Genomic DNA, 23,379 nt, shown 5'->3' with positions numbered 1-23,379 from the left:
CGCGCTGATCAGTCCGGCCCTTGCCGGAGAGCACGGCGACCAATGCCGTTACCTACACCACGCCATGGGGCACGATCCAATCAATCTCCAAGGTTCGACGCGAATCGAAGTCCGGACGGTCATTTTGCGCGCGCCCTGGAGCTTATCTCTCGACTTGGTCTGGTAAGCGCATGGCATGAATTCCACGACAAAAGGTTCGGCGAGGAAAAATCACCGACCTGCTTCCATCGATGGAAGCAGGATCAGGCCTTCCATATCGACTACATATTTGTGCCTCGGAACGTTCCCATTCCTTTGTCGAACTCGGCACCTATGACGAGATCGCCATAACAAAGCTGAGCGACCACGTACCCCTCTCGGCGGACATTCGAATCCCCGTCCGCAATTGGCCTTCGCTTTAGCCAAGGCGGGCGCATCCAATCGCTCGCCGAGCAGCCCTTGCGACTTCGGCAATCATCGTGCTCGCCTCGTCGAGGGCGGGCGCATTCGTTGAGCTGAAGAGTCGGGAAGGCCGCGGGATCGCCCGATGGCCGAATTGCGAGGCAGGCGTCGCAATTCCATGGATCGTTCGGGCACCTTCTGACGTTATGTTGTCGCCGAGGCGGGTGATTTTCATCACGGAAGGAGCGAAGCGATGAAAAAAATGCTTCTCGCAGGAATCGTTGCCTTGTCGACGTCAACATCGCTGGCGCAGACGAGCACTGCCCCCGAGCCCACGGCTCCAGCGGGTGCAACGCCCGCTGCCCAGCAGCCAGGCGGGCCTGCCAATCTCTGCCAGGAGCTCCTCGCCTTCATGAAGGCGCCTGCCGAAGCGGCTAGCCCGACCGCGGCTGCCTCGGCTCAGCAGTCTGGCACATCTTCTACCAGCGCAGCCGCGCCCGCCAAGCCCGAGACCGGAACGGGCTCGGCGCAGAAAATTACCGGGCAGGCTGGGGTTGCCAGCGATGCTCCACAACCGAACAAAGAGAAGGTGGCCAGCGGATCGGCGACGAACGCGCCCCAGAAGGAAAGCAGGGCCGCGCCGGTGCCCCCCTCCGATACGTCGAGCACTCCCAAGGATTCCGTGATCAATGCCGCGAAAGCGGAGGAACTGGCCGCCGCCAATGACATTGCACAATGCCAGAAGACCGCGCGGGAAATGCGAGTGGCCGGCGTCGCCATGCCGCCGCCGTTGCTTGCACTGGCGGCGCTCGACCTGCAGTATCAGCAAAAGTCCGGTGCGGCCCCTCAGGGATCTGGCAATCCACCTGTGACGGGGCAGGATCCGGCGCAGCAGACGCCGCCGCCACAATGAGTGACTGCGGACTTTGAGAAGGTGAAAGGGAGAAGGCGGGATGGGTATGATCTTGACCGGAATTGTCGTTTCGATCGCAATTGCGTTCGGGGCCAGCTATTTTCTTCTGAACGCGCAGCAGCAACAGCCAGCATGGCAGGTTTACAGCAGCGAGAGCACTCGCGTGGGCGATCCGGGACACAATCTGGTCGGTCAAAACTGGACGGGCGACAACTCCACCGCAGTCGCGGGCGGCGAGGAGACACCTTCGTAGCCCGGATATAGACCTGCGCTCGCTGACGTGGATTTCGAGGCACGCTCGCGCAATGAAAGCCTACCACCACGCCTAAAAAATGCCCGGACCAATGGCCCGGGCATTTCGATTCCGCGCAGAAGCTATTATTCGGCCGGTTCGGCCGCCGAGCGCGGCGGTATCGCACCTTTGGCCTCCTGTCTTTCGACCCAAAGACTATGATGCTCCTTCGCCCAGTTGATATCGACCGTGCCCGAGCCCATTGCTTCATAGGCGCCTTCCATGCCGAGCGTGCCGATATAGATGTGAGCGATAATAACAGCGATCAGGATTATGCCGACAGTCGCATGAACATACTGGGCCGTCTGCATGCCGTTTATGTCGGTGAATGCGAACGGGAACAGCATGAATATGCCGGATACCGAAAGCGCAATTCCACCGAGCACGACGGCCCAGAAGATGAGCTTCTGACCGGTGTTGAAACGTCCGGCCGGCGGATGCGTCCTGTTGGTTCTGTCGAAAAAACCGCCGCCGACTCTGAGCCAATGCGCGTCATGGCGATCCGGAAGATTGTCCCAGACCCATGTCACCAGCATGACCAATATGCCGAGCATGAACGCCCAGGAGACGAAGTCGTGGGCGTATTTCGCCCAAATCGACCAGGTTGAAAATGCATCGGCCCCGATCAGCGGCATCAGCAGACGCTTGCCGAAGATAAAGTTCAAGCCGGTGATGGCCAGGATGATGAACGCCGTGGCGGTCATCCAGTGGGTCAGCCGCTCCACAGCACCGAAGCGCAAGATCCTTACGCTCGATTCGGGCGCCAATGTACGGATGCGGCCCCGGTAGAAATAGAACAGCGCCAGCAGCAGCAAAATGCCTGTTATCGCGATACCGCCGATCCACGGCAGCCAGCCCTCGTGGAAGCTGCGGTACTCGCGGCCTTGCGGTTGCTCGAGCAAGCCGGCGGCCGTATTGGGCAGGGTGACGCGACCCTCGATCTTCCGCAGCTCATCAAGAAGCTGCTGTTCGTTCACCGCCTGAGCGGTCGGGTTGCTCCCGGATGGGGCTTGCGCGTACACGGGCCCGGCCACCAGAAGCGTGAGCGTTATGAACGCCGCGATAACCTGCGGAATCAGTCGACCAAGCCTGTTGTCCGGCATTTCTGCATCCTCCGTGATAGCTCCGTTGCGCGCGGGACGAGCCCGACTGCCTCCTACACGTCGATTGTTTCTCGATAGGCCGTCTGCCAGCCCCAGGCTCCCGAACCATAGCCACGCTGCGTCACACGCTCCTTGTAGATCGCCGCGATGATCTCCCCGTCGCCGGCCAGGAGCGACTTGGTCGAACACATTTCGGCGCAAAGCGGCAGCTTGCCTTCAGCCAGCCGGTTGGCGCCGTACTTGGCATATTCGACTTCGGTGGAATCACCTTCCGGGCCGGCGGCGCAGAAGGTGCATTTGTCCATCTTGCCGCGCGAACCGAAATTGCCCACACGCGGATATTGCGGGGCGCCGAACGGGCAGGCGTAGAAGCAATAGCCGCACCCGATGCAGAGGTCCTTGGAGTGGAGCACCACCGCGTCGGCCGTGGTGTAGAAGCAGTCGACCGGACAGACCGCCGCGCAAGGCGCGTCGGTGCAATGCATGCACGCCATCGAGACGGAGCGTTCGCCGGGCTTGCCGTCATTGATGGTGACGACGCGGCGCCGGTTGATGCCCCATGGTACGTCGTGCTCGTTCTTGCAGGCGGTGACGCAGGCATTGCACTCTATGCAACGATCAGCGTCGCAAAGGAATTTCATCCTGGCCATTTCTGTTCCTCCCGTTCACGCCGCAACGATCTGGCAGAGCGTGCACTTCGGCTCCTGCATGCCCGTCACCGGGTCGTAGCCGTAGGTGGTGATGCTGTTGACGCTCTCTCCCAGAACGTATGGATCGGAGCCCTGCGGATAGTTGGCGCGCAGGTCCTTGCCCTGGAACCAGCCGCCGAAGTGGAAGGGCATGAACGCGACGCCGCGGCCGACGCGCTCCGTGACCAGAGCCTTCACCCGCGCCTTCGCGTTGTTCTCCGCACCATTCACCCAAACCCAGGTGCCATCGCCGATGCCGCGTTCGGAAGCATCGGCCGGGTTGATCTCGACGAACATCTCCTGCTGCAGCTCGGCCAGCCATCTGTTCGACCGCGTTTCCTCGCCGCCGCCTTCATACTCGACGAGCCGGCCGCTGGTCAGGATCAGCGGGAACGACTTGGCGATGCCCTTTTCCACCGCCGCCTGCTGCACGCTGAAGCCTATGTTCGGCAACCGGAACTGTGTGGCGTCGGGATAGGTCGGATATTTTGCGACCAGATCCACCCTCGGCGAATAGATCGGCTCGCGATGGGTGGGTACCGGGTCGGGCAGGTTCCACGCTACTGCGCGCGCTTTGCCGTTGCCGTAGGGATGGCAGCCATGGCTGAGCACGACGCGCTGGATCCCGCCTGACAGATCCGTCGACCATGAGACCTTGTTGATGTCGTCGCCGATCTTTTCGATCACGGCGCGTTCTTGCGCCGTCAGATCCTTGTCCCAGCCGAGTTTCTTGAGCACGGCCATGGTGAACTCCGGATAGCCGTCGGTGAGTTCCGAGCCTTGCGTGTAGGAGCCTTCCGCCAATAGGGTCTGGCCGTTTCGTTCGACGCCGAAGCGGGCGCGGAACGGGCTGCCGCCGTCCATGACATGCAGGCCGGTGCTGTAAAGATTGGCCGTACCCGGGTGGCGGATCTCAGGCTTGCCCCAACATGGCCAAGGCAGGCCGTAATAGTCGCCGCCGACCTCGGGATCGTCCTTGGGAGCCCGCATCGTCACCAGGTCGAACTTGTGCTGGTTCTTCATATGCGCCTTGAGCCGCTCCGGCGACTGACCGCAATAGCCCGTCGACCAGCTGCCGCGGTTCATCTCGCGCAGCACGTCCTCCGGCACCGGACGGTCGCCCTCGACGGCTATCTTCTTGAACATCTTGTCGGCAAGCCCGAGCTTCTTCGACAACAGATAGATGACCTGGTAGTCGTCCTTCTGCTCGAAGCTCGGCTTCACGATCTGCTCACCCCACTGGATGGCCCGATTTGAGGCGACGCGCGAGCCTGACGTCTCGAATTGCGTGCAGACCGGCAACAGATAAGTGTTGTCCTTTCGCCCCGCCTCCACCGCCAGCGATGCCCAGGTGGTGGGATGGGGATCGGCGACGACAAGCAGCTCCAGGCCTGTCAGGCCTTTCATCGAATCCGGGATACGGGTGATACTGTTGCTGGCGTGGCCCTGAATGAACATGGCGCGCATGCTGTCGCGCTGCGCTATCTTGTCCTTGGGCAGCGAGACGGAATCGAACCACCTTGTCAGCGGTATGCCCGGCGTTTCCATGGCATCCTTCGAGTCGAACTGGCTCAGCAGGTCCTCGTAGGGGATCTCCCAAACGCGCGACCAGTGCTTCCAGGCGCTTTCCGTCAGCCCGTAATAGAAGGGCAGGGTGACCACATCGAGCCCGATATCCGTCGCGCCCTGGACGTTGTCATGGCCGCGGAAGATGTTCGCGCCCGTCCCCGGCTTGCCGACATTGCCGGTGGCGAGACACAGTATGCAACTTGCGCGTGTATTGGCCGTGCCAACCGTGTGGTGTGTCTGGCCCATGCACCAGATCATCGTCGACGGCTTCTGCGTGGCGAACATCTCAGCGACACGCTTCACCTGATCGCCAGGCACGCCGGTGATCTGTTCAACCTCCTCCGGCGTGTATTTCGCGACTTCCTTGCGGACCTCATCCATCCCGTAGACGCGCTGCGCGATGAATTCCTTGTCCTCCCAGCCGTTCTCGAAGATGTGCCATAGCATGCCCCACAACAGCGCTATGTCAGTGCCGGACCGGAACCGGACGTACTCGGTCGCATGGGCGGCGGTGCGCGTGAAACGGGGATCGATGACGATCAGATTGGCCTGGTTGAGTTCCTTGCCTTCCAGCAGATGCTGCATCGCTATCGGATGCGCCTCAGCCGGGTTGCCGCCCATGATGATCATGGTCTTCGAATTGCGGATATCGTTGAAGGAGTTCGTCATCGCGCCGTAGCCCCAGGTGTTGGCTACGCCGGCGACGGTCGTCGAATGACAGATGCGGGCCTGGTGGTCCTGATTGTTTGTTCCCCACAGCGCCGCGAGCTTGCGGAAGAGATAGGTTCCTTCGTTGGAAAACTTGGCCGACCCCATCCAGTAGACGGATTCCGGGCCGGACTTTTCACGGATCTCGAGCAGTTTGTCGCCAATCCCATTGATTGCGTCGTCCCAGGAGACACGCTCCCACTGCCCTGCGGTGAGCTTCATCGGGTATTTCAGCCGGCGGTCGCTGTGTACGAGCTCGCGTACGCTTGCGCCCTTGGCGCAATGGGAGCCGCGGTTGATCGGGCTGTCCCACGAAGGCTCCTGACCGGTCCAAACTCCGTTCTGGACTTCGGCGGTAACGGTGCAGCCGACCGCGCAATGGGTGCAGACGCTTTTCTTCAGTTCTATAGGCACGCCCGGCTGCGGCGGACTGATGGCCGCCGCCTTCTGAACGGTGCCGAGCTGGAACGACCCGAGTGCAGCCATTCCGCCGGCCGCGAGACCGGAACGGTGAAGGAAGGTTCGCCGGTCGATGGGAGCGGAGGCGACCGTGCCCATCAGTGTGTGCAATCTTGTGCGGCTCGCCTGACCGCTCTTGCGCTTGGTCAGCATGGCGCCCTCATTTCTTCAACGTCTCATAACCGTTTACACGGTAGAATGCCTTGACGTGCTCGGTCTCGCGGTAGCGAGCCCTCGTCTCCTCCTCACCGGGATCGTAAGCTTGCGCTTCTCCTGGGGTGAGCGTCACGGCGGCGGCGGCCACGGCGGTAGTGGATGCGCCGCCGAAGGCGCGAAGGAAACTGCGGCGGTTCATTGCCGTCTGTTGCTTTTCCTGCATCTGCCTTCCTCCCTATGCGTCGACGCGATCAGGTCACGAGCTTGGTCGCGCCTCCATGGCAAAGCCTTCGGCTTCGATGTCGATGAAAATCCGCCCCAACGCGCCGACTGCCCGGTAAAACCTGGCCGAGGCCGCGTTTTCCAGATCGGCCAAGAAACGGCTCGCCCACGGCGCGATGTGACGTTCAAAGAAGTCCCGCTCCTCGCCGGCGGGAACCACGAAATGGGTGGCGGCAAAGCCGCTCATGATCTCGAACAGCGTGCCGAGATGATCTTCCGGGTCAAAATGACCGTCCGCGCGTTCAAGGCCGAGGCGCCTCATGTCCCCGCGCAGGCGGGCAAGCGGCCGTTCGTTGAGAAAGCCGGTCAGGTAGTAGGAGGCGTAGGGAACGAGTTCGCCGCGCCCGACCCCGATGAAGAGCTCGAAATACTCGCGACTGACGGCAACCGGAGAGGCTGAAGTAGCGGCCTGGCCGAGTGCGGCATGAGCCTTGCCGAGCGGGGTCTCGGCGTCGCCTCGCAACCCGGAAAGCCGCGCCATGATGTTTGCATCCGGAGCGGCCAGGAGAAGCGTGGCGAGCAGCGCGTACTCATCCGCGCGTGCGCTGTTCACGTCGTTGACGTCAGCATCTTCTACGCCGGGAACCAGAGCGTCAGCTCCGAACGACGTACCGATTGCCTCCTCCAGGCGCAAGTCTGGGTTCATCTACTGACCTCGACCGTGCCCCTCAACGAGTGGGTAAAGTGAATACTAGTGCCCCGCCCGGCAATTGCAACAGCGACTGTGCCAAAATGGCAACAAATCCAGATCAGCGCGGCATGGCGCCGCCATGGCGTCGCTGGCGATCGATTGGCGATGATTCCGCGGCGCCGGCGCCGGCGCCTTCGTCGCGGTCGATGGCGGTCCCGGCGCCGTCGGCCGAAGGAGATTCGGGGTTTGCCGGTTCGATCGAACTGTCCGGCGTGACAGAATCCGACCCATCGGCTGAGGCGTTCACGCCCTCGTCCGCCAAAACGGCGCTGGTCGCTGGCGCCTTCTCCGGCGCCTGCGAAGCCATGGCGGCGGGTGCCGGATCGGTCGGGTTGCCGCCGTTCGACAGGAAATCCACGACAGCTTCGCTGGATGCTTTCAAGGGGCCGAATCCCGCCATGGATCCAGGGCTGTTGAAGTCCCAGGCATATTCGGAAGGCCCGATATGATCACGAATTGCCGGATCGAGCGACCACATCTTGCGCAATGCGGCGCGCTTCAACATTTTGGGCACGCCTTTGCGCAGGAAGGCTGAGAGATCGCTTTGAGCGGTCAGATCCTCGAGGCGAGGGAGGGGCTCGGCGGGCTCGGCGGCCTCCGGCTCGACAATTGCTGGTGCAAGCTGCTCACCAGTATCGGCTGGCGCCGCAACTTCGTCAGGCGAAAGCTGATCGTTCTGCGGCCCCGCAGTCGAACTGTAACGCGCCGCCTGTTTCAGGCGCGACCAGCGGGCGAAGACATTGTCGCGTCCCGCGCTCATTCGGCATCATCCGTCGTTCCGGAACGAGGACCGCGCCTCGCCAGGGCATCAGGGTCCGCCCGATCGCGCTTGCGCTTGATGAAAGGACGCTCGACGTGATGCGTCTCGACAAAGGCGGCCAGCCATTGCTGAAGCTCGATCGGCATCGGCACGGCCTCGATGATGTCGGGGCCAGCCTCGGTCAGCGACTCGCCCTCGAAAGGGTCGGCGGTCACCAGGTGCAGCACAACTCCGGGTGGAGCATCGCTCGACCGGAGCGCGATCCACAGGCTAGGCCGCCCCGAACGGAGGTTGTCCCGGTACATGCCCGTGTCGCACCCGAAGAGCTCAAGCTTGAAAGTTCCGGCATAGAAGCGCGTCACGCCGTCTAATTCGTGCAGCACCGACCATGGCGCCGCGCTCGGCGCGCCCGCCAGCACGGCCACGGGAACCCAGACATGGTCGATCCACGGGTTGTCCAGAGCCCGTCGCTCGACGATCACCCCGACTTCCGCCGTCTCCCGCACCATGGCACCAATCCTCCTAGTTCACCGTCCCTGGGGCGCGAAACGGCAGGCCTGCGACAAGGTTCTGCGGCTTCATGCGGATCGTTCGGTCAGGGGTCATGGCCATTATGAGCCAGACGGGCCTGGCGCCCACCTGCGGCAGTACTTCGCCTGTGTCGGAGAAGGTGAGCCGGAACAGTGCAATCACGCGCTGTGCAGCCTCCGGGTCAAGTTCATCGCCGGCCCAGAGCGTGTTGCCGATGCGGGTCGCTTCGGCGTCGAGGCCGACGAACCAGGCCCAGTCCTCGTCCTCGATCCGCTCCACCGGCTCGATCTCCACGTCCACCGCAAGTAGATGGCGAACCCAGATCTCCATTGCTGTGGCAAGGCCGCGCCGGGTCGGACTGCGCGCGCTGCCCACCTTGAGCACCATATCGAAAGCGTCGCTCCTGGCGAAGTAACGCTCGGCATTGTTCTCGTCGAGTATCTCCAGTTCGGTGACGGCTGGGCCACCAAGCATGTTCAGGAGTGGCGAGGCATGGCGGTTCTGTTCATGCAGCTCTATGGTTTCGGCATCGGCGAGAAGCACGGCGCCCTCGTTAGACGTCACCCGTTGCGGCCGATAAAACAGCTCCGCGGCTCGCACGACGCAGGCGTCGTGCTGACCATCCAGCGCATTGCGCAGGACGACCTGCGCAAGCTGGTTCATGAACAGCGGCGGGATAGTTTCGGCCGAGCCGCGCGCCAGCGCGAGATATGCGGCCTCGAGTGAGGGAGCGGCCAACACATGGTCGCGAAAGGCGATCATGAACTCCCAGTTCTCGCGCGCATCCGGGTCCTCCAGGGCGGCGATCTCCTGCTTCGCGACCGGCCGGCGCGGATGATGCATCAAAAGCTCGTGATGCAGGCGCAGCTCCGCCGGGCAGGCCGTTTCGGGAGGGAGAAGCTCTGGCCGCGCAAAATATGCCTTCAGAAAGGAGTCGGTCACCAGCAGGCGCCCGGCCTCATCCCTGTCGAGAAGGTGATGACCTGAGGAAACCCAGAAATCCTTCACTTCTGCCTCCCGGCCAATGCTAGGAGATCGAACTTTTCCGTCGACTCCTCCTCGCCGTCGATTTCGACAAAGCGGAATGCCGTTGCCGGCTCCAGCCGGCTCGCCTTGCGATGCAGGGTTCGGAAACACTCGCGGGTGCCGGCCTGTTCGCTGGTGCGGTTGACCGCAATCAGCGTGTTTGGCGGGTGGTCGCACAGCGATTGCGCGAATTCTATCTCCTCTTCGGCGGCGGCGCGCGCCGTTTCGGTGTCCGGCGCACCGCATCGCACCACAAGCTGCTCGGCCAGCCGATCGACGGCCGCCGCGCGATCATGCGCGGACGCGTCGGTGACCACGACGAGGGTGGACCAACCGAAACTGTCAATGCCGAGGAACCCGGCGCGGAACGCCTGCCGTTGCTTGCCGGTAAGCCTGGCCACATCGGCACCGAAGAACAGGAAGGTGCCGGTCACCGCCCACTCGCCTGGTTCTGCAGCGCGCGAATAGACAAACGTGTCCGATGGATCGAGGCGGATCGTTCGCGGCAGCTTCAAAGCCATGGCGTGCCCGTCATCGGATCGAGCCAGGAGGGCCTGGCAAGCGCCTCGGGCAGGCTTTTTCGCTCGCGAAGCCCTTGAGAGGCCGTGTGGGAAATCAGCAGATCGCCGTTGCCGGCAATCTCTGCATGCTCGTCGCCCTTTCGGGGCAGCCGGTCGAGCCAGCGGCTGGCGATCGAACCGAAGCCGCTGTCGCTCCATTCGTGGAATGCGGCCATCAGATGGCGGGAGAAGCTCGCAACGATCTCACCGGCATCGAGCGCAACGAAGCCGAGTTCGTCAAGCGCGCCAAGCAGCGGACGCAGACCGGGCTCGTCGGCGCGGATGACGGCGGTGCGGATCATGCCGGAGAAGACGAGCCAGTCGGGGGTTTCGTTCTCCGGGGCCCCTGCCGGCCAGCCCAGGCGGGCGCCGCCGACGAGAACCCCGTCGACACGAACAGTGTCGGGCCAGTCGAAGGTGATGGGCCGCGACGGCGGAGCATGGACCGCAAGCGCATCGGCAAGTGCGTTCATGCCGGCATAGATCGCGCGACGCGCATCCTCCAGCGGTTCCTCAGGCTCGAGCACCACTGCGAATTCGGCCAGATCGTAGCGGCGCACCCAGGCAAGCGTGCCTGCGCCTTCGTCTGCCGCGATCGCGCAGGCGTGCGCAAAGGCGTCACCGGCCTCTCTCAGCGGCACGAGGCTGTAAGGCGGTGGCAGTTGCAGGTCGCTGACAGAGGGCCGCATAGGCCGATCCATATTTTGATGACGGCGACTGTAATGTCTTTATAATACTTCCAGGCAAGAGGCGCTACCGCGTGGACAAGGAAGATGCCACGGGAGTCGGAATGAGCCTGGACAAACCACGCACGGTCCTGGTCTGCTCGTGCGAGCGGAGCATGCCACGCTTCGGCGCCAGCGTCGCCCGCGGATGCAAGGGCGTACGGGTCGAGGCGGGGGACCAGTTCTGCGGCACGGAACTCGACCGGGTGCGCAGCGCCCTGAGCGGCGGCGAAGCAGTCACCATCAGCTGCACGCAGCAGGCGCCGCTTTTCGGCGACCTCGCCGAGGAACTCGGTTTCGCAGGCGATCTGGTTTTCGCAAACATTCGCGAGACGGGCGGCTGGTCGCAGGATGCTGCTGCTGCCGGCCCGAAAGCGGCGGCTCTGCTCGCCATGGCGGCCGAACCCGCTTCGCCACCCGCGCTGGTTACGCTTTCGAGCAATGGTGTCGTCCTGGTCTATGGCTGCGACGCCACGGCGATCGATGCGGGCCGGCAACTCGCCGAAAAGCTGGACGTCACTGTGTTGCTTAGCCGTCCGCGCGAAATCGCGCCGCACCGGGTCTGGGATTTTCCCGTCTTGCAGGGAACGATCCGGCAAGCGCGCGGCCATCTTGGCGCCTTCGAGCTGACAGTCGACGATTTCGCGGCGCCCAATCCATCTTCGCGCGATCGGCTTGGCTTTGGGATATCGCGGGATGGAGCGGTCTCAAACGCCGACATCATCCTTGATCTCTCCGGCGGGGCTCCGCTTTTCCCTGCTCATGAATTGCGCGACGGCTACGTGAAGGCCGATCCCGGCGATCGCGCCTCCGTCGCCGTTGCGATCGCAACGGCAGCCGATTTGGTTGGCGAGTTCGACAAGCCGCGCTTCATCGATTTCTCCTCCGATCTGTGCGCCCATTCGAGATCGCGCATCACCGGCTGCACACGGTGCCTCGACCTGTGCCCGACTGGGGCGATAACGCCCGCCGGGAACCACGTCGCGATCGATGCGGAAGTATGCGCCGGCTGCGGCAGCTGCGCGGCGGCATGTCCCACGGGCGCTGCCGCCTACGCCGTGCCGGATGCCGAGTCGCTGCTTCGGCGGCTGCGGACGCTTCTTGTCACCTATCGTGAGGCGGGCGGCCTGGATGCGATTGTGCTTTTCCATGATCTAGGCCATGGCGAGCCGCTGATCGACGCACTTGCCCGCTTCGGCGCGGGTCTGCCCGCAAATGTCCTGCCGGTCGCGGTGAACGAGATAACCCAGTTAGGGATCGAGGCGTGGACCGCGCCGGTCGCCTGGGGCGCTTGCGCCGTAAGGGCGCTGTCGTCGGCCAAGCCAAGGCATGAGCTTACCGGAATTGCCGCAAACATCGCAATCGCCAATCTTTTGAGCCGGTCTCTCGGTTATGGCGCGGAGGTCTGCGGATTGATCGAAGTGGACGATCCCGACATACTCGCCTCGGCGCTCGACCTGATTACTCCAGATGTTGCGTCGCGGCGCCCGGCGGCATTCCTGCCGCTCGGCAAGAAGCGCAGCCTGCTGACGAGCACCATGCTCGAGCTCCATCGAGCCGCGCCGACGCCGGTCGACCGGGTGGCGTTGCCTGCTGCAGCTCCGTTCGGCGGCCTGGACGTCAATGTCGACGGCTGCACGCTCTGCCTCTCTTGTGTCTCGGCCTGTCCAACCGGGGCGCTTTCCGACAGCGAACAGCAGCCGGCCCTGTATTTTTCCGAGAGCGCCTGCGTGCAGTGCGGCCTTTGCGCCGCGACCTGCCCGGAGAAGGTCATCACCTTGACGCCGCAGGTGGATTTCCAGGCATGGGGTGCTCGCAGCCGGGTCGTGAAGCAAGAGGAGCCGTACAACTGCATCCGCTGCGCAAAGCCGTTCGGCACAAGGAGCACCGTCGAGCGGATCGTCGCCAAGCTCGAAGGCAAACACTGGATGTTTGCAGGCGAGAACGCACGGCGGCTCGACCTTGTACGGATGTGCGACAATTGCCGCGTCGATGCGGCGATGAATGAGGGCTTCGATCCTTATGCAGGCCCTGGTCGCTCGCCGCCGCGAACCACTGAAGACTATCTGCGGGAGCGCAAGGCCTCGAGCGACAAGGCGGTCTGAGCCCTCGGTCTGAGCCCTCGCTTTGGACTGCCCCTCGACATAGGTCGGGTGCACCGCCTTGCCGGCGTCAAGCGGAGAGCCGGCTTCGAGGGTTGCAATCAACACGCAAATAAACGGTTTTAGCAATCAAATCTTAGGCATAGCGTGACATGCTTGCCGCTCGGCTGACCACCGGGTGGCTCGAATGGATGTATGGGAAAGGGGGCCTCAGGGCCCGTCGATTGGTAGATCGAACGCACCTCGACATGCAGGACGATCCTGCCGTCACGGCGGAAGTTGAGCGACTTCTGGCGCAGCGCACGCGCGACATCCGGCTCAAAGGCGAGATCAAGCGCCTGTTTCAGGCACGTGTCTGGTCGCAAACGGCCAAGATCATCCGCGCCTGGATGACATGGGTGGCGTTCCTGGATGTCCTGACGCTGGCGCTCAACCTGGTGATGCTTCCAAGGTCGATCGCGCTATCCATGCTCTTGCCTGGCGCCATCATCCCTCCCGTCGCTGCAGCCGTGGTCCTTGTCTGGCGAAAACGGCGCCCGTCCTGGGTCCAGGGGGTTTCCCTGATCACAGGCATGTTCCTCATCCTGTTGTCGATCGTATTGGTCGGCGCAAGCGTCGGCGGCGAGTTCTACGAACGGCACTTGAACATCATGCTGTTCGTAGCGATTACCGCCATCATCATCTTCGGCGTCCCTCAGGCATGGACCGTGACGGTCGCGGTTTTGGCTCTCGGTCTCTATCTCGTCTTCCAGGTGCAGAACCCGGGCCTTGAGATTGGCAATGCGGTGGCTGCCACGTTGTTTTTTGCCAGCGGCATTCTCGCTACGGTCGCCGCGCGGCGTACGATGACAATTCTGGCTCAGAAGACTTTTCTGTTCGAGCTTCGAGACCGACACAGGGTTGCCGAACTGGCAGAAGCGAACGATCGGCTGGAGCTTCTGGCGAGAACCGATCCGCTGACCGGCGTCGACAATCGGCGCCGGATGACGGAAACGCTCGACCACGTCTGGGGCGGTGGCGGCAAATGCCCCGGCGGCGCCGCCATGCTGATGTGCGACATCGACGACTTCAAGAAGCTCAACGATCGTCTCGGTCATGCCGAGGGCGATCGTTGCCTCATCGAGGTCGCCCGCTTGATCCGGGAGAACGTGAGGCGCGATCGCGATCATGTTGCGCGCTACGGCGGTGAGGAATTTCTCGTGCTGCTTCCAAGTGTGAACGAGCAAGAGGCCGCCATTGTAGCCGAGCGAATTCGCGAGTGTGTGGAAGCTGCTCGTCTTCCTAATCCTGGATCCCGCGTGTCCCGCTATATCACCCTCAGCATCGGCGTGGCGGTCCAGGCGCCGGACCAGGCCATTTCGCCGGAGCAGCTCCAGCGCCAGGCCGATGAAGCACTCTATGTTGCCAAGCAGACTGGCCGCAATCGGGCGGTGTTCCACAGGCTGGAGTCATCGAGCCTTTTGGGCGCTCGGTCGATGCGGTGATGTCGAAGTTCAGTCGGTGCGTGTCTCGGCCTGAAGAAAGCGGATCAGGGCTGCCCGATCCTCGGCATTGCTGATCGTCTGTTCAGGCATCTTGGTGCCGGGGGTGTAGGCGTTCGGACCCAGCTCGAACAGCTCTGACACGGTTTCCGGTGTCCAGACGATGTCCATTTTCCGGAAAGCGGGCGAATAATGGTAACCCGGCACGGACGCTATCTTGCGCCCGAAAATGCCATGCAGCGTCGGCCCGGCTCGATGGCCATCGTTCGGGTCGAGCGTATGGCAGGCAACGCAGGCGCGAAATACTTCTGCGTCCGGATTGCCTGCGTATCTGGCCATCGGATCGGTCCTGCCTGCTGTCGCGGCTCCAAGGCGCTCGCCCGTCTCGACGTTCCATTCCCGCACCAGATGGTCGGCGCCGCCAGCCAGAAGCGTCTTGCCGCCAGCCGCGAACGCAAGCGACCATACCGCCACGCCGGAGGTGTCGAGCGTGCGGATGGTGGAGAGGCTGATGGCGTCCAGCAACAGGATTCCATCACCGATGCCGGCGACGGCGAGATAGTTCGCGTCTGCGGTGGCGGCGAGAGCAATCACCGGTTTGCCCAAGACCGGAACTTCCAGCTGCACTTTGCCGCGCCGGTCGAGCAGCCGAAGCTGCCCGTCAGCACCTGCGACGAACAGGCGGTCGCCGGACGCTCTTGCTAGCGCGTTGAGCGGCGTCGGCATGATGGCCCGAAGCGGAGCCGCCCCAGCCTGGCTCGGCCAAAAGATGACTGTCGCGTCATAGCCGGCGCTGACGAGGGTTGCGTCCGCCAAGAAGGCGAGCGCATTGACGTTTGCACGATGGCCTTCGAGGACGCGCGCTGGCCCACCGGCAAGCGGCCAGAGCCGGACGGTGGTGTCCCAGGACGCCGAAGCCAGCATCGATCCGTCGGGTGACAGTTCGAGGTCGGCGACAGGCCCGGTGTGGCCCTCCAGGATGCGGGCCGGCTCGCCTCGACCGATTTGCCAGATCGCGATGCGACCATCCGTACCGGCGCTGGCAAAGCGCCCGTTCGGCAATGCAGCGACGGCAGTTACCTCACCTTCATGAAAGAGCAGCACGTCGCGTGCTTCGCCGGTCTCAAGCGACCAGATGATTGCCTTGGTATCAAAACTGCCGGTTGCCACCGTCTTTCCGTCCGGCGCCACGGAAATCGCCCGCACCGGACCGCCATGCCCGCGCAGTTCCGCACCATGTGCCGTCGTGCCGGCGAGGAAAACAGCAGCGAGCAAAGCTGTTGCGAGCGTCTTATGCATTGCGCATCATACGTTTCCGTGTTCCGCTGGCGGGCAGCGTCTTTGCCGGGGAACAGCATGCGATCGCGACCCGACCAGCCGCACAGTCCAAGCTATTAGAGGCAATCCTATGACTCAAAACATGGAAACCGATGCCTTCAACGTGTCGATGCGCAAGTTCCTGAAGCAGGTCGGCGTCACCTCGCAGCAGGCGATCGAAAAGGCCGTGGCGGATGCGGGACTGAAAGGGCAGGGGCGCCTGACCGTGAGGGCCGTGATCACGGCCGAACGCGCGGGTCTGCACCACGTCGTCGAAGGCGACATCGACCTTGGCTGAACAGGTTCGGCGGTGCGCCCGGCGCTCCATCGACACCCCACATCAATGGAAGAATCGGACCTGCCCGGCCGGGTCGGTGTCATAGCCCGTAAGTTCTGCGGCGCGCTGGGTGAAGCTGTCCTCGGCCATGAGGCGGATCAGCGCCTGGATCGAAGGCTGGAAATAGGTTCGCTGCCGCATCAGCAGATCGAAATTCTCCCACGCCAATGACACGAATTTGAGGCCGGCGGCGCGCGCGGCGGCGCGTGTGGCGATGCCGCAATCGGCCCTGCCGGTCCGGATCGCGGCAGCGAGTTCCGGCCCTGTCAGGCATGGCGGCTCGAGCCGGTTCAACCGCCTCTGGCTGGCGCCGGCGCGGGCGACCAGGACATCCAGCAGCATTTGGGCTCCGGCCCCGACCTGGCGCATCGCGATCTTGGCGCCGCTTTCTAGGACATCGGCCAGGCTGTTGAGCGATCGGGGGTTGCCCGGCGGCAGCAGCAGCCCTTGTTCGCGCCGCGTGAAACCGATCAGCACCGCATCGTGCAGCCGCGGCATGGCGCGCGCGGCCTCCACATTGGGGTCGGCGGCATCACCGTGGAAATGGATCGCCGCAGCGGCAATCTCGCCACGCAAAAGACGCGCAACGCCGCCTGCCGTCCCCTCGGTAAGCGAGGCGAGGCCAGAGCCCGCCTGACGAAGGCTCCATTCAAGCAGGTCGTCCTGGCTGCCGCCGACTATGGGCGGCGGCTCGGGCGCAATCATTCCGTCGGGACGCGCCAATCCCGACAGAACCCACCGGTCGAGCTCGTTACGCGGAAACAGCCATTTGCCCGTCACTTTGCTGCACGGGATGCTGTTTTTGGCGACCAGCTCGTAAAGCTTGCGTTCGCCAAGGCGCAAATAGTCTGCGGCTTCTGCAGTCGTCAGCAAATCCATCCTGCAATCTTATGCATATTCCTGCGCAGGTTCAATTGTTTGACGAATGCGGAGTAAATGCAGCAGAAATAGCAGGACGACGCAGCGCAGGTGAAAGGGTATGTCAGAAGGCCTAAATGCATGGCAGCTTATCGCGAGTGGCGACGCGACGCTGATCTCGATAGTGCGGCTTTCGCTGACCATTACCCTGGCCGCCGTTGCAGTTGCGGCCGTCGTGGGACTGCCGCTCGGGGCGTTGCTGGCACTGACCCGTTTTCCGGGACGTTCCGCGCTCGTCGTGCTTGTCAACGGCTTCATGGGCCTGCCGCCCGTAGTCGTCGGCCTGACCGTTTACCTGCTGTTGTCGCGATCAGGGCCGCTCGGCGCGTTCGGCCTGCTGTTCACACCGGCCGCCATGGTCATCGCGCAGGCGCTTCTCGTCCTGCCGATTATCGCGGCTCTGACGCGCCAGACCATCGAGGATTTGTGGCGCGAATATCGCGACGAACTGACGGCGATGGGCGTCGGCCCGACAGGCCGGGTGGCGACGCTCTTGTGGGACAGCCGTTTCAGCCTGATCACCGCAATGCTCGCCGGCTTCGGCCGGGCGGCCGCCGAAGTCGGCACGGTCATGATCGTCGGCGGCAATATCGAGGGCTTTACCCGAACCATGACCACCACGATCGCGCTCGAAACATCAAAGGGAGACCTGCCGCTCGCGATCGGGCTCGGCGTCATCCTGATCGGCCTCATTCTTGCCATCAATGCCGCTGCCTGGGGCCTGCGATTGTGGTCGGAGCAACGGGTGGCTTGATGATGCGGGCCGCGCTGACCGACCTTCCTCTCGTTCTGGACCGGGTCTCGCTCAGCGCCGGCGCCACGACCATGCTCGACCGCCTGAACCTGGCGATTGCTCCCGGTGCGCCGACACTGGTGCTCGGTCCCAATGGCGCGGGCAAGACGTCACTGCTTCGGGTTTGCATGGGACTTGCCGCGCCTTCCGCAGGAACTGTGAGCTGGGGTGGGCGCACCGATCGCGGCCTCGGCCGCCGGGCAATGCTGCTCCAGAAACCGGTGATGCTGCGCCGCTCCGTCGCCGCCAACGTGGCTTACGGACTGGCGCAAGCTGGCTGTCCGCGCCATCGTCGCGCGACACGCACCGAGGAACTTCTCGATCGTGTGGGCCTTCTGGGCCTGGCGGCGCGACCTGCGCGGCGCTTGTCCGGCGGCGAGCAACAGCGCGTGGCGCTTGCCCGCGCACTGGCGCGCGAACCCGAGGTCCTGCTGCTCGATGAGCCCACCGCCAGCCTTGATCCCGCTGCAACCCGCCATGTCGAGGAGATCATCCTCATGGCCTCCCAATCGGGCACCAAGATCGTCATGGCTTCGCACGATCTCGGTCAGGTGCGACGGCTCGCGGGAGATGTCGTCTTCCTCGTTCGCGGCCGACTGTGCGAGCACGCCAGCGCCGGTGATTTTTTCGATCGCCCCGCATCCGCAGAAGCTGCAGCCTTTATCCATGGGGAACTCGTTCTTTGACTGCGGAAATGGAGCTTCCAGTGCTGAACCGTCGGCAGTTTACCGCAATTGCGGTCATTTTGACCTTCCTCGCCTCCAGCGGCGCATCGGCCAGCGCACAGGAACAGTCGATCGTGGTGGCCTCGACGACGTCGACGCGGGATGCCGGCCTTTTCGACCACATACTGCCGTTGTTCACCACAAGGACCGGTATCGAGGTGAGGGTGGTCGCGCAGGGAACCGGCCAGGCGCTCGACGCCGGCCGCCGGGGAGACGCAGACGTGGTCTTCGTCCATGCCAGGGCGCAGGAGGAGAAATTCGTCCAGCAAGGTTTTGGCGTGAGACGCTTCGATGTGATGTACAATGATTTCGTCCTGATTGGGCCCAGAAGCGACCCGGCCGGCGTCAAGGGTTCGCCGGATATCGCAGTCGCCTTGACATCGATCCAGAGCAAAAAAGCTGTTTTTGTTTCCCGCGGCGACAAATCCGGAACCCACTTTGCTGAACTCGGACTCTGGAAGGCGGCAGGTGTCGATATCGCGGCGGTGGGGGACCCCTGGTACAAGGAGATAGGGCAGGGCATGGGCGCTGCGCTCAACACAGCCAGCGCCATGGATGCCTATGTGCTTTCCGATCGCGCCACATGGCTGGCGTTCAAGAACCGCGGCGAACTGGAGATCGTGGTCGAAGGCGACAAAAGGCTGTTCAACCAGTACGGCGTCATCCTGGTGAACCCCGCGAGGCATCCGAACGTCAAGGCCGAACCCGGCCAACGCTTCATAGATTGGCTGATCTCGCCGGAAGGACAGCAGGCGATCGGCGAGTACACCATTGACGGCCAGCAACTCTTCTTCCCGAACGCTGAGCAGCAGCGCTCCTGAAGTCGGTTGCAAAGCGGTTCGCATCTGCCCCATCATCGGACATGATGAGAATGCAGCCTTCCATCGGCGCGCTGACCGGTCTCGAAGCGGCTCTCGCCGCACTCCTCGACGGAGTGGAGCCGGTCGCGCCCACTCTTTTGCCGCTTGACCAGACGCCTGGGAAGATCGGCGCCGCCATGCCGCCCCTGGCACGCGCGCAGCCGGTCCGCGACACGGCAAAGACAGATGGCTGGGCGTGCCGCGCGCTCGATCTTGCCGGTGCGTCGGCCTATTCGCCGCTGCCGCTGATGGCATTTCCGGTCTGGATAGAAGCAGGCGGCGCCATGCCGGAGGGATGCGATTGCGTTCTCGAGGCCGATCTCATCGATTGCAGCGGCCCGATGCCCCAGGCGCTCGATGAGGCAGCTCCGGGCCAGGGCGTGCGACGCGCTGGCGAGGACATGGCGGCGGGCCGGCCGCTGATCATTGCTGGGCACAGGCTGTCGGCCGCGGACCTCCTGACCGTGCGAAGTGCAGGGATTGGTGAAATTGCGGTGCGGATGCCGCAGGTGCGCCTGATCGATGTCGCCGCCCCAACGAGCGATACTTTCACGGGCCATCTTGTCGCCGACCTCGCAAGAGCTTCTGGCGCGACGGTGTTCGATATCGAAACGGTTTCGCGCGACGCCAAATCCGTCGCCCAGGCGCTTGGCAATGCTGCCGGCGATCTGATCATCCTGATTGGAGGCACTGGTGCGGGGCGCGCCGACGCTACAGCCGACGCGCTTGCCGCGCGTGGGGCGCTCATCGCCCACAACATAGCGCTACAGCCCGGCCGAACCGCGGCGATCGGACGGCTCGATGCGGTCCCGATCATTGCTCTGCCCGGCGCGCCCGATCAGGCTCTTGCCGCCTTTCTGGCGCTGGTTCAGCCGGCTATCGATCGCCTGACGGACAGGAGCGCCCGGCGACAGACGGTCCTGGCGCTGGAGCGGAAAATCTCGTCCACGGTCGGACTGGCCGAGATCGTCCTGCTGAACCAGCAACAAGACAGATGGCGGCCGCTTGCGATAGGAGATTTTTCGCTGGAGGCGATCCGCCTGGCGGATGCATGGCTTGCCATTCCAGGGGGCAGTGAGGGTTGGGCCGCGGGAACACCTGTCGGCGCCTTTGTGTTCGACGATCCCAGATGAGTCGGTGATGACCAGATCCACCCGCCCAGATACCGGCCAGGAGCATACCGGCCAGGAGCAGTTCCTGACGGTCCTGTCGCGCGACGAGGCGCTCGCCCGTTTCGAGGCGGTGCTATTTCCCAGGACGACCCCGACCGAAGAACTGATGCTGGCGGATGCGCTTGGGCTGCCGCTTGCCGATGATGTCACGGCTCCGATCGACGTGCCGCCCTTCGACCGTTCGAACGTCGATGGTTTTGCCGTGCGCGCCGCCGACATCGCCACCGCGTCGGAGGCGCTTCCTGCCAGGCTCCTGCTCAACCGCGAAACCATCGCCTGCGGTGTCGCCCCGCAAATCCCTGTGCTCGCAGGCACCGCCACCTCGATCGCGACGGGCGGGCCGGTGCCGCGCGGCGCCGATGCCATCGTCATGGTGGAGCACACACACCCAGCCGAAGGCGATGCCATCGAGGTCAGGCGCGGAGCCTCGCCCGGCCAGTTCATCTCGCATGCCGGATCCGACATTGCCCGCGGTGAGGTTCTGCTGCGCGCCGGAACGGTGATCGGCTCGCGTGAAATCGGCATGCTTGCCGCCTGTGGAATTGCGCTGGTGACGGTGGCGCGCAAGCTGCGGGTGGCGGTTTTGTCGACCGGCGACGAACTTGTCCAACCAGGCGACACCCTGCGACCCGCCGGCATTTACGACGCCAATGGCGCAATCGTCAGCGCCGCGATAACCGAAAATGGCGGCCAGGCGAGCTTTCTCGGCGCCTATCCGGATGACGAAGCCACACTCGAAGCCGCCATGCGCGAGGCGCTGGCGGCGCATGACGTGCTGATACTGTCGGGTGGGACGTCCAAGGGCGCGGGTGATGTCAGCCACCGCATCGTGAACTGTCTCGGCGCGCCCGGCATCGTTGCCCATGGCGTGGCGCTGAAGCCGGGAAAGCCGCTTTGCCTCGCCGTCTGCGACGGCAAGCCGGTCGTCGTGCTGCCGGGATTCCCGACTTCGGCCATGTTCACCTTCCACGACATGATCGTACCCGTGCTGCGGCGCATGGCGGGCCTGCCGCCTCGGACCGAAGCGAAGGTCGCTGCAAAGGTCCCACTGCGCATTCAGTCCGAACTCGGCCGCACGGAGTTCGTGATGGTATCGCTGGTCGAGGGTGAGCAGGGGCTGGTCGCCTATCCCACCGGCAAGGGCTCGGGGGCGATAACGTCCTTTGCCCAGGCCGACGGCTTCATCAGCATCGAAGCTCTAGCCGACAATATGCCTGCCGGAAGCGAGGCGTCGGTGACGCTGTTCACCCCGCACGTCCGTGTTCCCGATCTCGTGGTGATCGGCAGCAACTGCACCGGCCTCGATCTTGTCGTGGGCATTCTGTTTCGCGCCGGCCTGACGGTGCGGTCCATCGCGGTCGGCAGCCTGGGCGGCCTGGCCGCGGCCAGGCGAGGCGAGTGCGATATCGCGCCTATCCACCTCTTCGATGCCAAGACGCAAAGCTACAATGCGCCGTTCCTGAGCGAAGGCCTCGAACTCGTGCAGGGATGGCGACGCATGCAGGGCATCGTCTACCGCCCGGGCGACCTGCGCTTCCAGGGGACCGACCCAGAGGAGGCGGTGCGAGCCGCACTCGCCGATCCCAATTGCATGATGGTCAACCGCAACCAAGGCTCGGGCACGCGCATCCTGATCGACCAACTGCTTGGTGCCGCGCGCCCCGACGGATATTGGAACCAGCCCCGCTCGCACAATGCCGTCGCGGCGGCCGTGGCGCAGAACCGAGCCGACTGGGGCGTCACCATTGCGCCGGTGGCGCGCTCAGCCGGGCTCGGCTTCATTGCGCTGAAGGAAGAGCATTATGATTTCGCGCTGGTCTCTGCCCGCAAACAGCGACCCGCGGTGCAGGCCTTCCTAACCGCGCTCGCTTCGCCTGAATTCAACGAGGCGGTCGAGCGCATGGGTTTTACCCGACCTGGCCAAGTGTGAGATATCCGGGTTAAGGGTCGGCAAGGTGCCCAACCAGCCGTTCGGCCTCGGCAAAATCTTCGACCGTGTTGACATTGAAGAAGGGATCCACCGGCTTGTCCGGCCAGGACTGGGTTGCAACCTTGTAGCGAGCCGTCCACAGGTCGATCTTGCGAACGCCCTCTTCGACCAGTGCATGGCGTAGCGCATCTCGCATCGCCACTTGCCACAGCCCGATGACAGGATGCGTCCGACCCGCTGACATCGCCACCGCCAGATCCGCAGCTTTCGCCATGCGCGCCCGATGCAGCCGTTCGACGAGGTCGCGCGGCAAGAAAGGACAGTCCGCTGCGACGCTGACGATCCATTCGACATCGGGCCTGTTCGCCGCGGTCCAGTCGAGGCCCGCAAGCACGCCGGCAAGCGGGCCCGGATAATTCTCGACCGGGTCGGCGACGACTGGTAGGCGAAAGCGGTCGAAGCGGGCAGGGTCGCCATTGGCGTTCAGCAACAGCCCGTCGCATTGCGGGCTGAGGCGCTCGAGGACACGCTCGAGGATGGTGAGTCCGTCGATCCGACGCATCGATTTGTCGCCACCGCCCATGCGCCGGGCGAGCCCGCCGGCGAGAACGACGCCCAGGGTCGGCACCTTCTCATTCGCCATCGTCGGCTCCCTTGCGTCTGTGACGCGGTGCTTCCTCGTCGACGGAAGCGAGGTCCTGGTCGAAGACGATGCGGTCCGCGCCCGATAGCACGGCGAACCGCTTGCCGCGCGCCCGACCGACCAGCGGGGGGGGGGGGGGGGGCGCCCCCGCGGCGCCCCCCCCCGGGGGGGGGGGGGGGGAGGGGGGGGGGGGGGGGGGGGCCCCCGGGGGGGGGGGGGGGGGGGGGGGGGGGGGGGGGGGGGGGGGGGGGGGGGG

23 protein-coding genes and 1 pseudogene are annotated in these 23,379 nt (G+C 64.0%); 10 read left to right on the top strand and 14 right to left on the bottom strand.

Features of this window, described 5'->3' with window-relative positions; all coding sequences use genetic code 11:
• Positions 1-634: 634 nt before the first annotated feature.
• Together AC0L15_RS21220 and AC0L15_RS21215 are read left to right on the top strand one after the other, a co-directional pair.
• Positions 635-1,294, top strand: a complete 660-nt coding sequence (locus AC0L15_RS21220) for a hypothetical protein (RefSeq protein ID WP_287062354.1) — start codon at positions 635-637, stop codon at positions 1,292-1,294.
• A 40-nt stretch (positions 1,295-1,334) separates the two neighbouring features.
• Positions 1,335-1,547 (top strand): hypothetical protein, encoded by a 213-nt coding sequence (locus tag AC0L15_RS21215; RefSeq protein WP_287062353.1) that lies wholly within the window; start codon positions 1,335-1,337, stop codon positions 1,545-1,547.
• A gap of 125 nt (positions 1,548-1,672) precedes the next feature.
• Here AC0L15_RS21215 and AC0L15_RS21210 read toward each other — a convergent pair whose 3' ends face one another.
• The 10 genes from AC0L15_RS21210 to AC0L15_RS21165 form a co-directional block, all read right to left on the bottom strand.
• The gene (locus tag AC0L15_RS21210; protein ID WP_287249814.1) at positions 1,673-2,689 is read right to left on the bottom strand and encodes a formate dehydrogenase subunit gamma; all 1,017 of its coding nucleotides are present in this window, start codon (positions 2,687-2,689) and stop codon (positions 1,673-1,675) included.
• Positions 2,690-2,742: 53 nt separating this feature from the next.
• The gene (gene fdh3B / locus AC0L15_RS21205) at positions 2,743-3,339 is read right to left on the bottom strand and encodes a formate dehydrogenase FDH3 subunit beta (RefSeq protein ID WP_128166279.1); all 597 of its coding nucleotides are present in this window, start codon (positions 3,337-3,339) and stop codon (positions 2,743-2,745) included.
• A gap of 15 nt (positions 3,340-3,354) precedes the next feature.
• Positions 3,355-6,267: a formate dehydrogenase subunit alpha gene (locus tag AC0L15_RS21200; RefSeq protein WP_287249815.1), complete on the bottom strand. Its 2,913-nt coding sequence runs from the start codon at positions 6,265-6,267 to the stop codon at positions 3,355-3,357.
• A 7-nt stretch (positions 6,268-6,274) separates the two neighbouring features.
• Entirely contained in the window at positions 6,275-6,493 is a 219-nt protein-coding gene (locus tag AC0L15_RS21195) for a formate dehydrogenase (protein ID WP_023797596.1), read from the bottom strand.
• 33 nt (positions 6,494-6,526) lie between these two features.
• The gene (locus AC0L15_RS21190) at positions 6,527-7,186 is read right to left on the bottom strand and encodes a TorD/DmsD family molecular chaperone (protein WP_473496936.1); all 660 of its coding nucleotides are present in this window, start codon (positions 7,184-7,186) and stop codon (positions 6,527-6,529) included.
• A gap of 115 nt (positions 7,187-7,301) precedes the next feature.
• A complete protein-coding gene (locus tag AC0L15_RS21185) occupies positions 7,302-8,003 on the bottom strand; it encodes a DUF3306 domain-containing protein (RefSeq protein WP_128166282.1) in 702 nt (233 codons plus the stop codon).
• A complete protein-coding gene (locus tag AC0L15_RS21180; protein WP_419694146.1) occupies positions 8,000-8,512 on the bottom strand; it encodes a DUF3305 domain-containing protein in 513 nt (170 codons plus the stop codon). Before AC0L15_RS21180 ends, AC0L15_RS21185 begins: the two co-directional genes overlap by 4 nt.
• A 13-nt stretch (positions 8,513-8,525) precedes the next feature.
• Positions 8,526-9,542, bottom strand: coding sequence for a DUF6352 family protein (locus AC0L15_RS21175; RefSeq protein ID WP_473496934.1), 1,017 nt, complete (start codon positions 9,540-9,542; stop codon positions 8,526-8,528).
• Positions 9,539-10,081: a DUF6505 family protein gene (locus AC0L15_RS21170; protein WP_287249821.1), complete on the bottom strand. Its 543-nt coding sequence runs from the start codon at positions 10,079-10,081 to the stop codon at positions 9,539-9,541. Before AC0L15_RS21170 ends, AC0L15_RS21175 begins: the two co-directional genes overlap by 4 nt.
• Positions 10,072-10,809, bottom strand: coding sequence for a biotin/lipoate--protein ligase family protein (locus tag AC0L15_RS21165; protein ID WP_287249823.1), 738 nt, complete (start codon positions 10,807-10,809; stop codon positions 10,072-10,074). Before AC0L15_RS21165 ends, AC0L15_RS21170 begins: the two co-directional genes overlap by 10 nt.
• A gap of 101 nt (positions 10,810-10,910) precedes the next feature.
• Here AC0L15_RS21165 and AC0L15_RS21160 point away from each other — a divergent pair, with 101 nt between their 5' ends.
• On the top strand, positions 10,911-12,950 hold the full coding sequence (locus AC0L15_RS21160; protein ID WP_419694144.1) for a 4Fe-4S binding protein: 2,040 nt from the start codon (positions 10,911-10,913) through the stop codon (positions 12,948-12,950).
• Between the two features lie 245 nt (positions 12,951-13,195).
• On the top strand, positions 13,196-14,431 hold the full coding sequence (locus AC0L15_RS21155) for a GGDEF domain-containing protein (protein WP_287249826.1): 1,236 nt from the start codon (positions 13,196-13,198) through the stop codon (positions 14,429-14,431).
• Positions 14,432-14,440: 9 nt separating this feature from the next.
• Here the strand turns inward: AC0L15_RS21155 and AC0L15_RS21150 are convergent, their stop codons facing one another.
• Entirely contained in the window at positions 14,441-15,727 is a 1,287-nt protein-coding gene (locus tag AC0L15_RS21150) for a c-type cytochrome (protein ID WP_287249829.1), read from the bottom strand.
• 109 nt (positions 15,728-15,836) lie between these two features.
• Here AC0L15_RS21150 and AC0L15_RS21145 point away from each other — a divergent pair, with 109 nt between their 5' ends.
• Positions 15,837-16,043 (top strand): DUF6494 family protein, encoded by a 207-nt coding sequence (locus AC0L15_RS21145; protein ID WP_031254328.1) that lies wholly within the window; start codon positions 15,837-15,839, stop codon positions 16,041-16,043.
• Positions 16,044-16,085: 42 nt separating this feature from the next.
• Here AC0L15_RS21145 and AC0L15_RS21140 read toward each other — a convergent pair whose 3' ends face one another.
• The gene (locus tag AC0L15_RS21140) at positions 16,086-16,961 is read right to left on the bottom strand and encodes a helix-turn-helix transcriptional regulator (RefSeq protein ID WP_128166296.1); all 876 of its coding nucleotides are present in this window, start codon (positions 16,959-16,961) and stop codon (positions 16,086-16,088) included.
• 100 nt (positions 16,962-17,061) lie between these two features.
• Here AC0L15_RS21140 and AC0L15_RS21135 point away from each other — a divergent pair, with 100 nt between their 5' ends.
• From AC0L15_RS21135 to AC0L15_RS21115, 5 genes are read left to right on the top strand one after another with little or no spacing between them, the layout of a single operon-like run.
• A complete protein-coding gene (locus AC0L15_RS21135; protein WP_128173391.1) occupies positions 17,062-17,754 on the top strand; it encodes an ABC transporter permease in 693 nt (230 codons plus the stop codon).
• Between the two features lie 2 nt (positions 17,755-17,756).
• On the top strand, positions 17,757-18,479 hold the full coding sequence (locus AC0L15_RS21130; protein WP_128166679.1) for an ATP-binding cassette domain-containing protein: 723 nt from the start codon (positions 17,757-17,759) through the stop codon (positions 18,477-18,479).
• A gap of 47 nt (positions 18,480-18,526) precedes the next feature.
• Positions 18,527-19,339: an ABC transporter substrate-binding protein gene (locus AC0L15_RS21125; RefSeq protein WP_419697112.1), complete on the top strand. Its 813-nt coding sequence runs from the start codon at positions 18,527-18,529 to the stop codon at positions 19,337-19,339.
• Between the two features lie 50 nt (positions 19,340-19,389).
• Positions 19,390-20,511, top strand: a complete 1,122-nt coding sequence (locus tag AC0L15_RS21120) for a molybdopterin-binding protein (RefSeq protein ID WP_353685230.1) — start codon at positions 19,390-19,392, stop codon at positions 20,509-20,511.
• A gap of 7 nt (positions 20,512-20,518) precedes the next feature.
• Positions 20,519-22,480, top strand: coding sequence for a molybdopterin biosynthesis protein (locus tag AC0L15_RS21115; protein ID WP_287249833.1), 1,962 nt, complete (start codon positions 20,519-20,521; stop codon positions 22,478-22,480).
• Between the two features lie 10 nt (positions 22,481-22,490).
• On the opposite strand, the gene mobA is transcribed toward AC0L15_RS21115, so the two are convergent.
• The gene (gene mobA / locus AC0L15_RS21110) at positions 22,491-23,123 is read right to left on the bottom strand and encodes a molybdenum cofactor guanylyltransferase MobA (RefSeq protein WP_023797616.1); all 633 of its coding nucleotides are present in this window, start codon (positions 23,121-23,123) and stop codon (positions 22,491-22,493) included.
• Positions 23,113-23,247, bottom strand: a pseudogene (locus tag AC0L15_RS21105) (sulfurtransferase FdhD); the annotation flags it as partial. The gene mobA and the pseudogene AC0L15_RS21105, both read right to left, overlap by 11 nt.
• Positions 23,248-23,379 lie beyond the last annotated feature (132 nt).

This window comes from Mesorhizobium sp. WSM4846, from assembly GCF_055811415.1.
The sequence above is the reverse complement of the archived record's forward strand: the minus strand, read 5'-3'. Positions and strand labels throughout refer to the sequence as shown.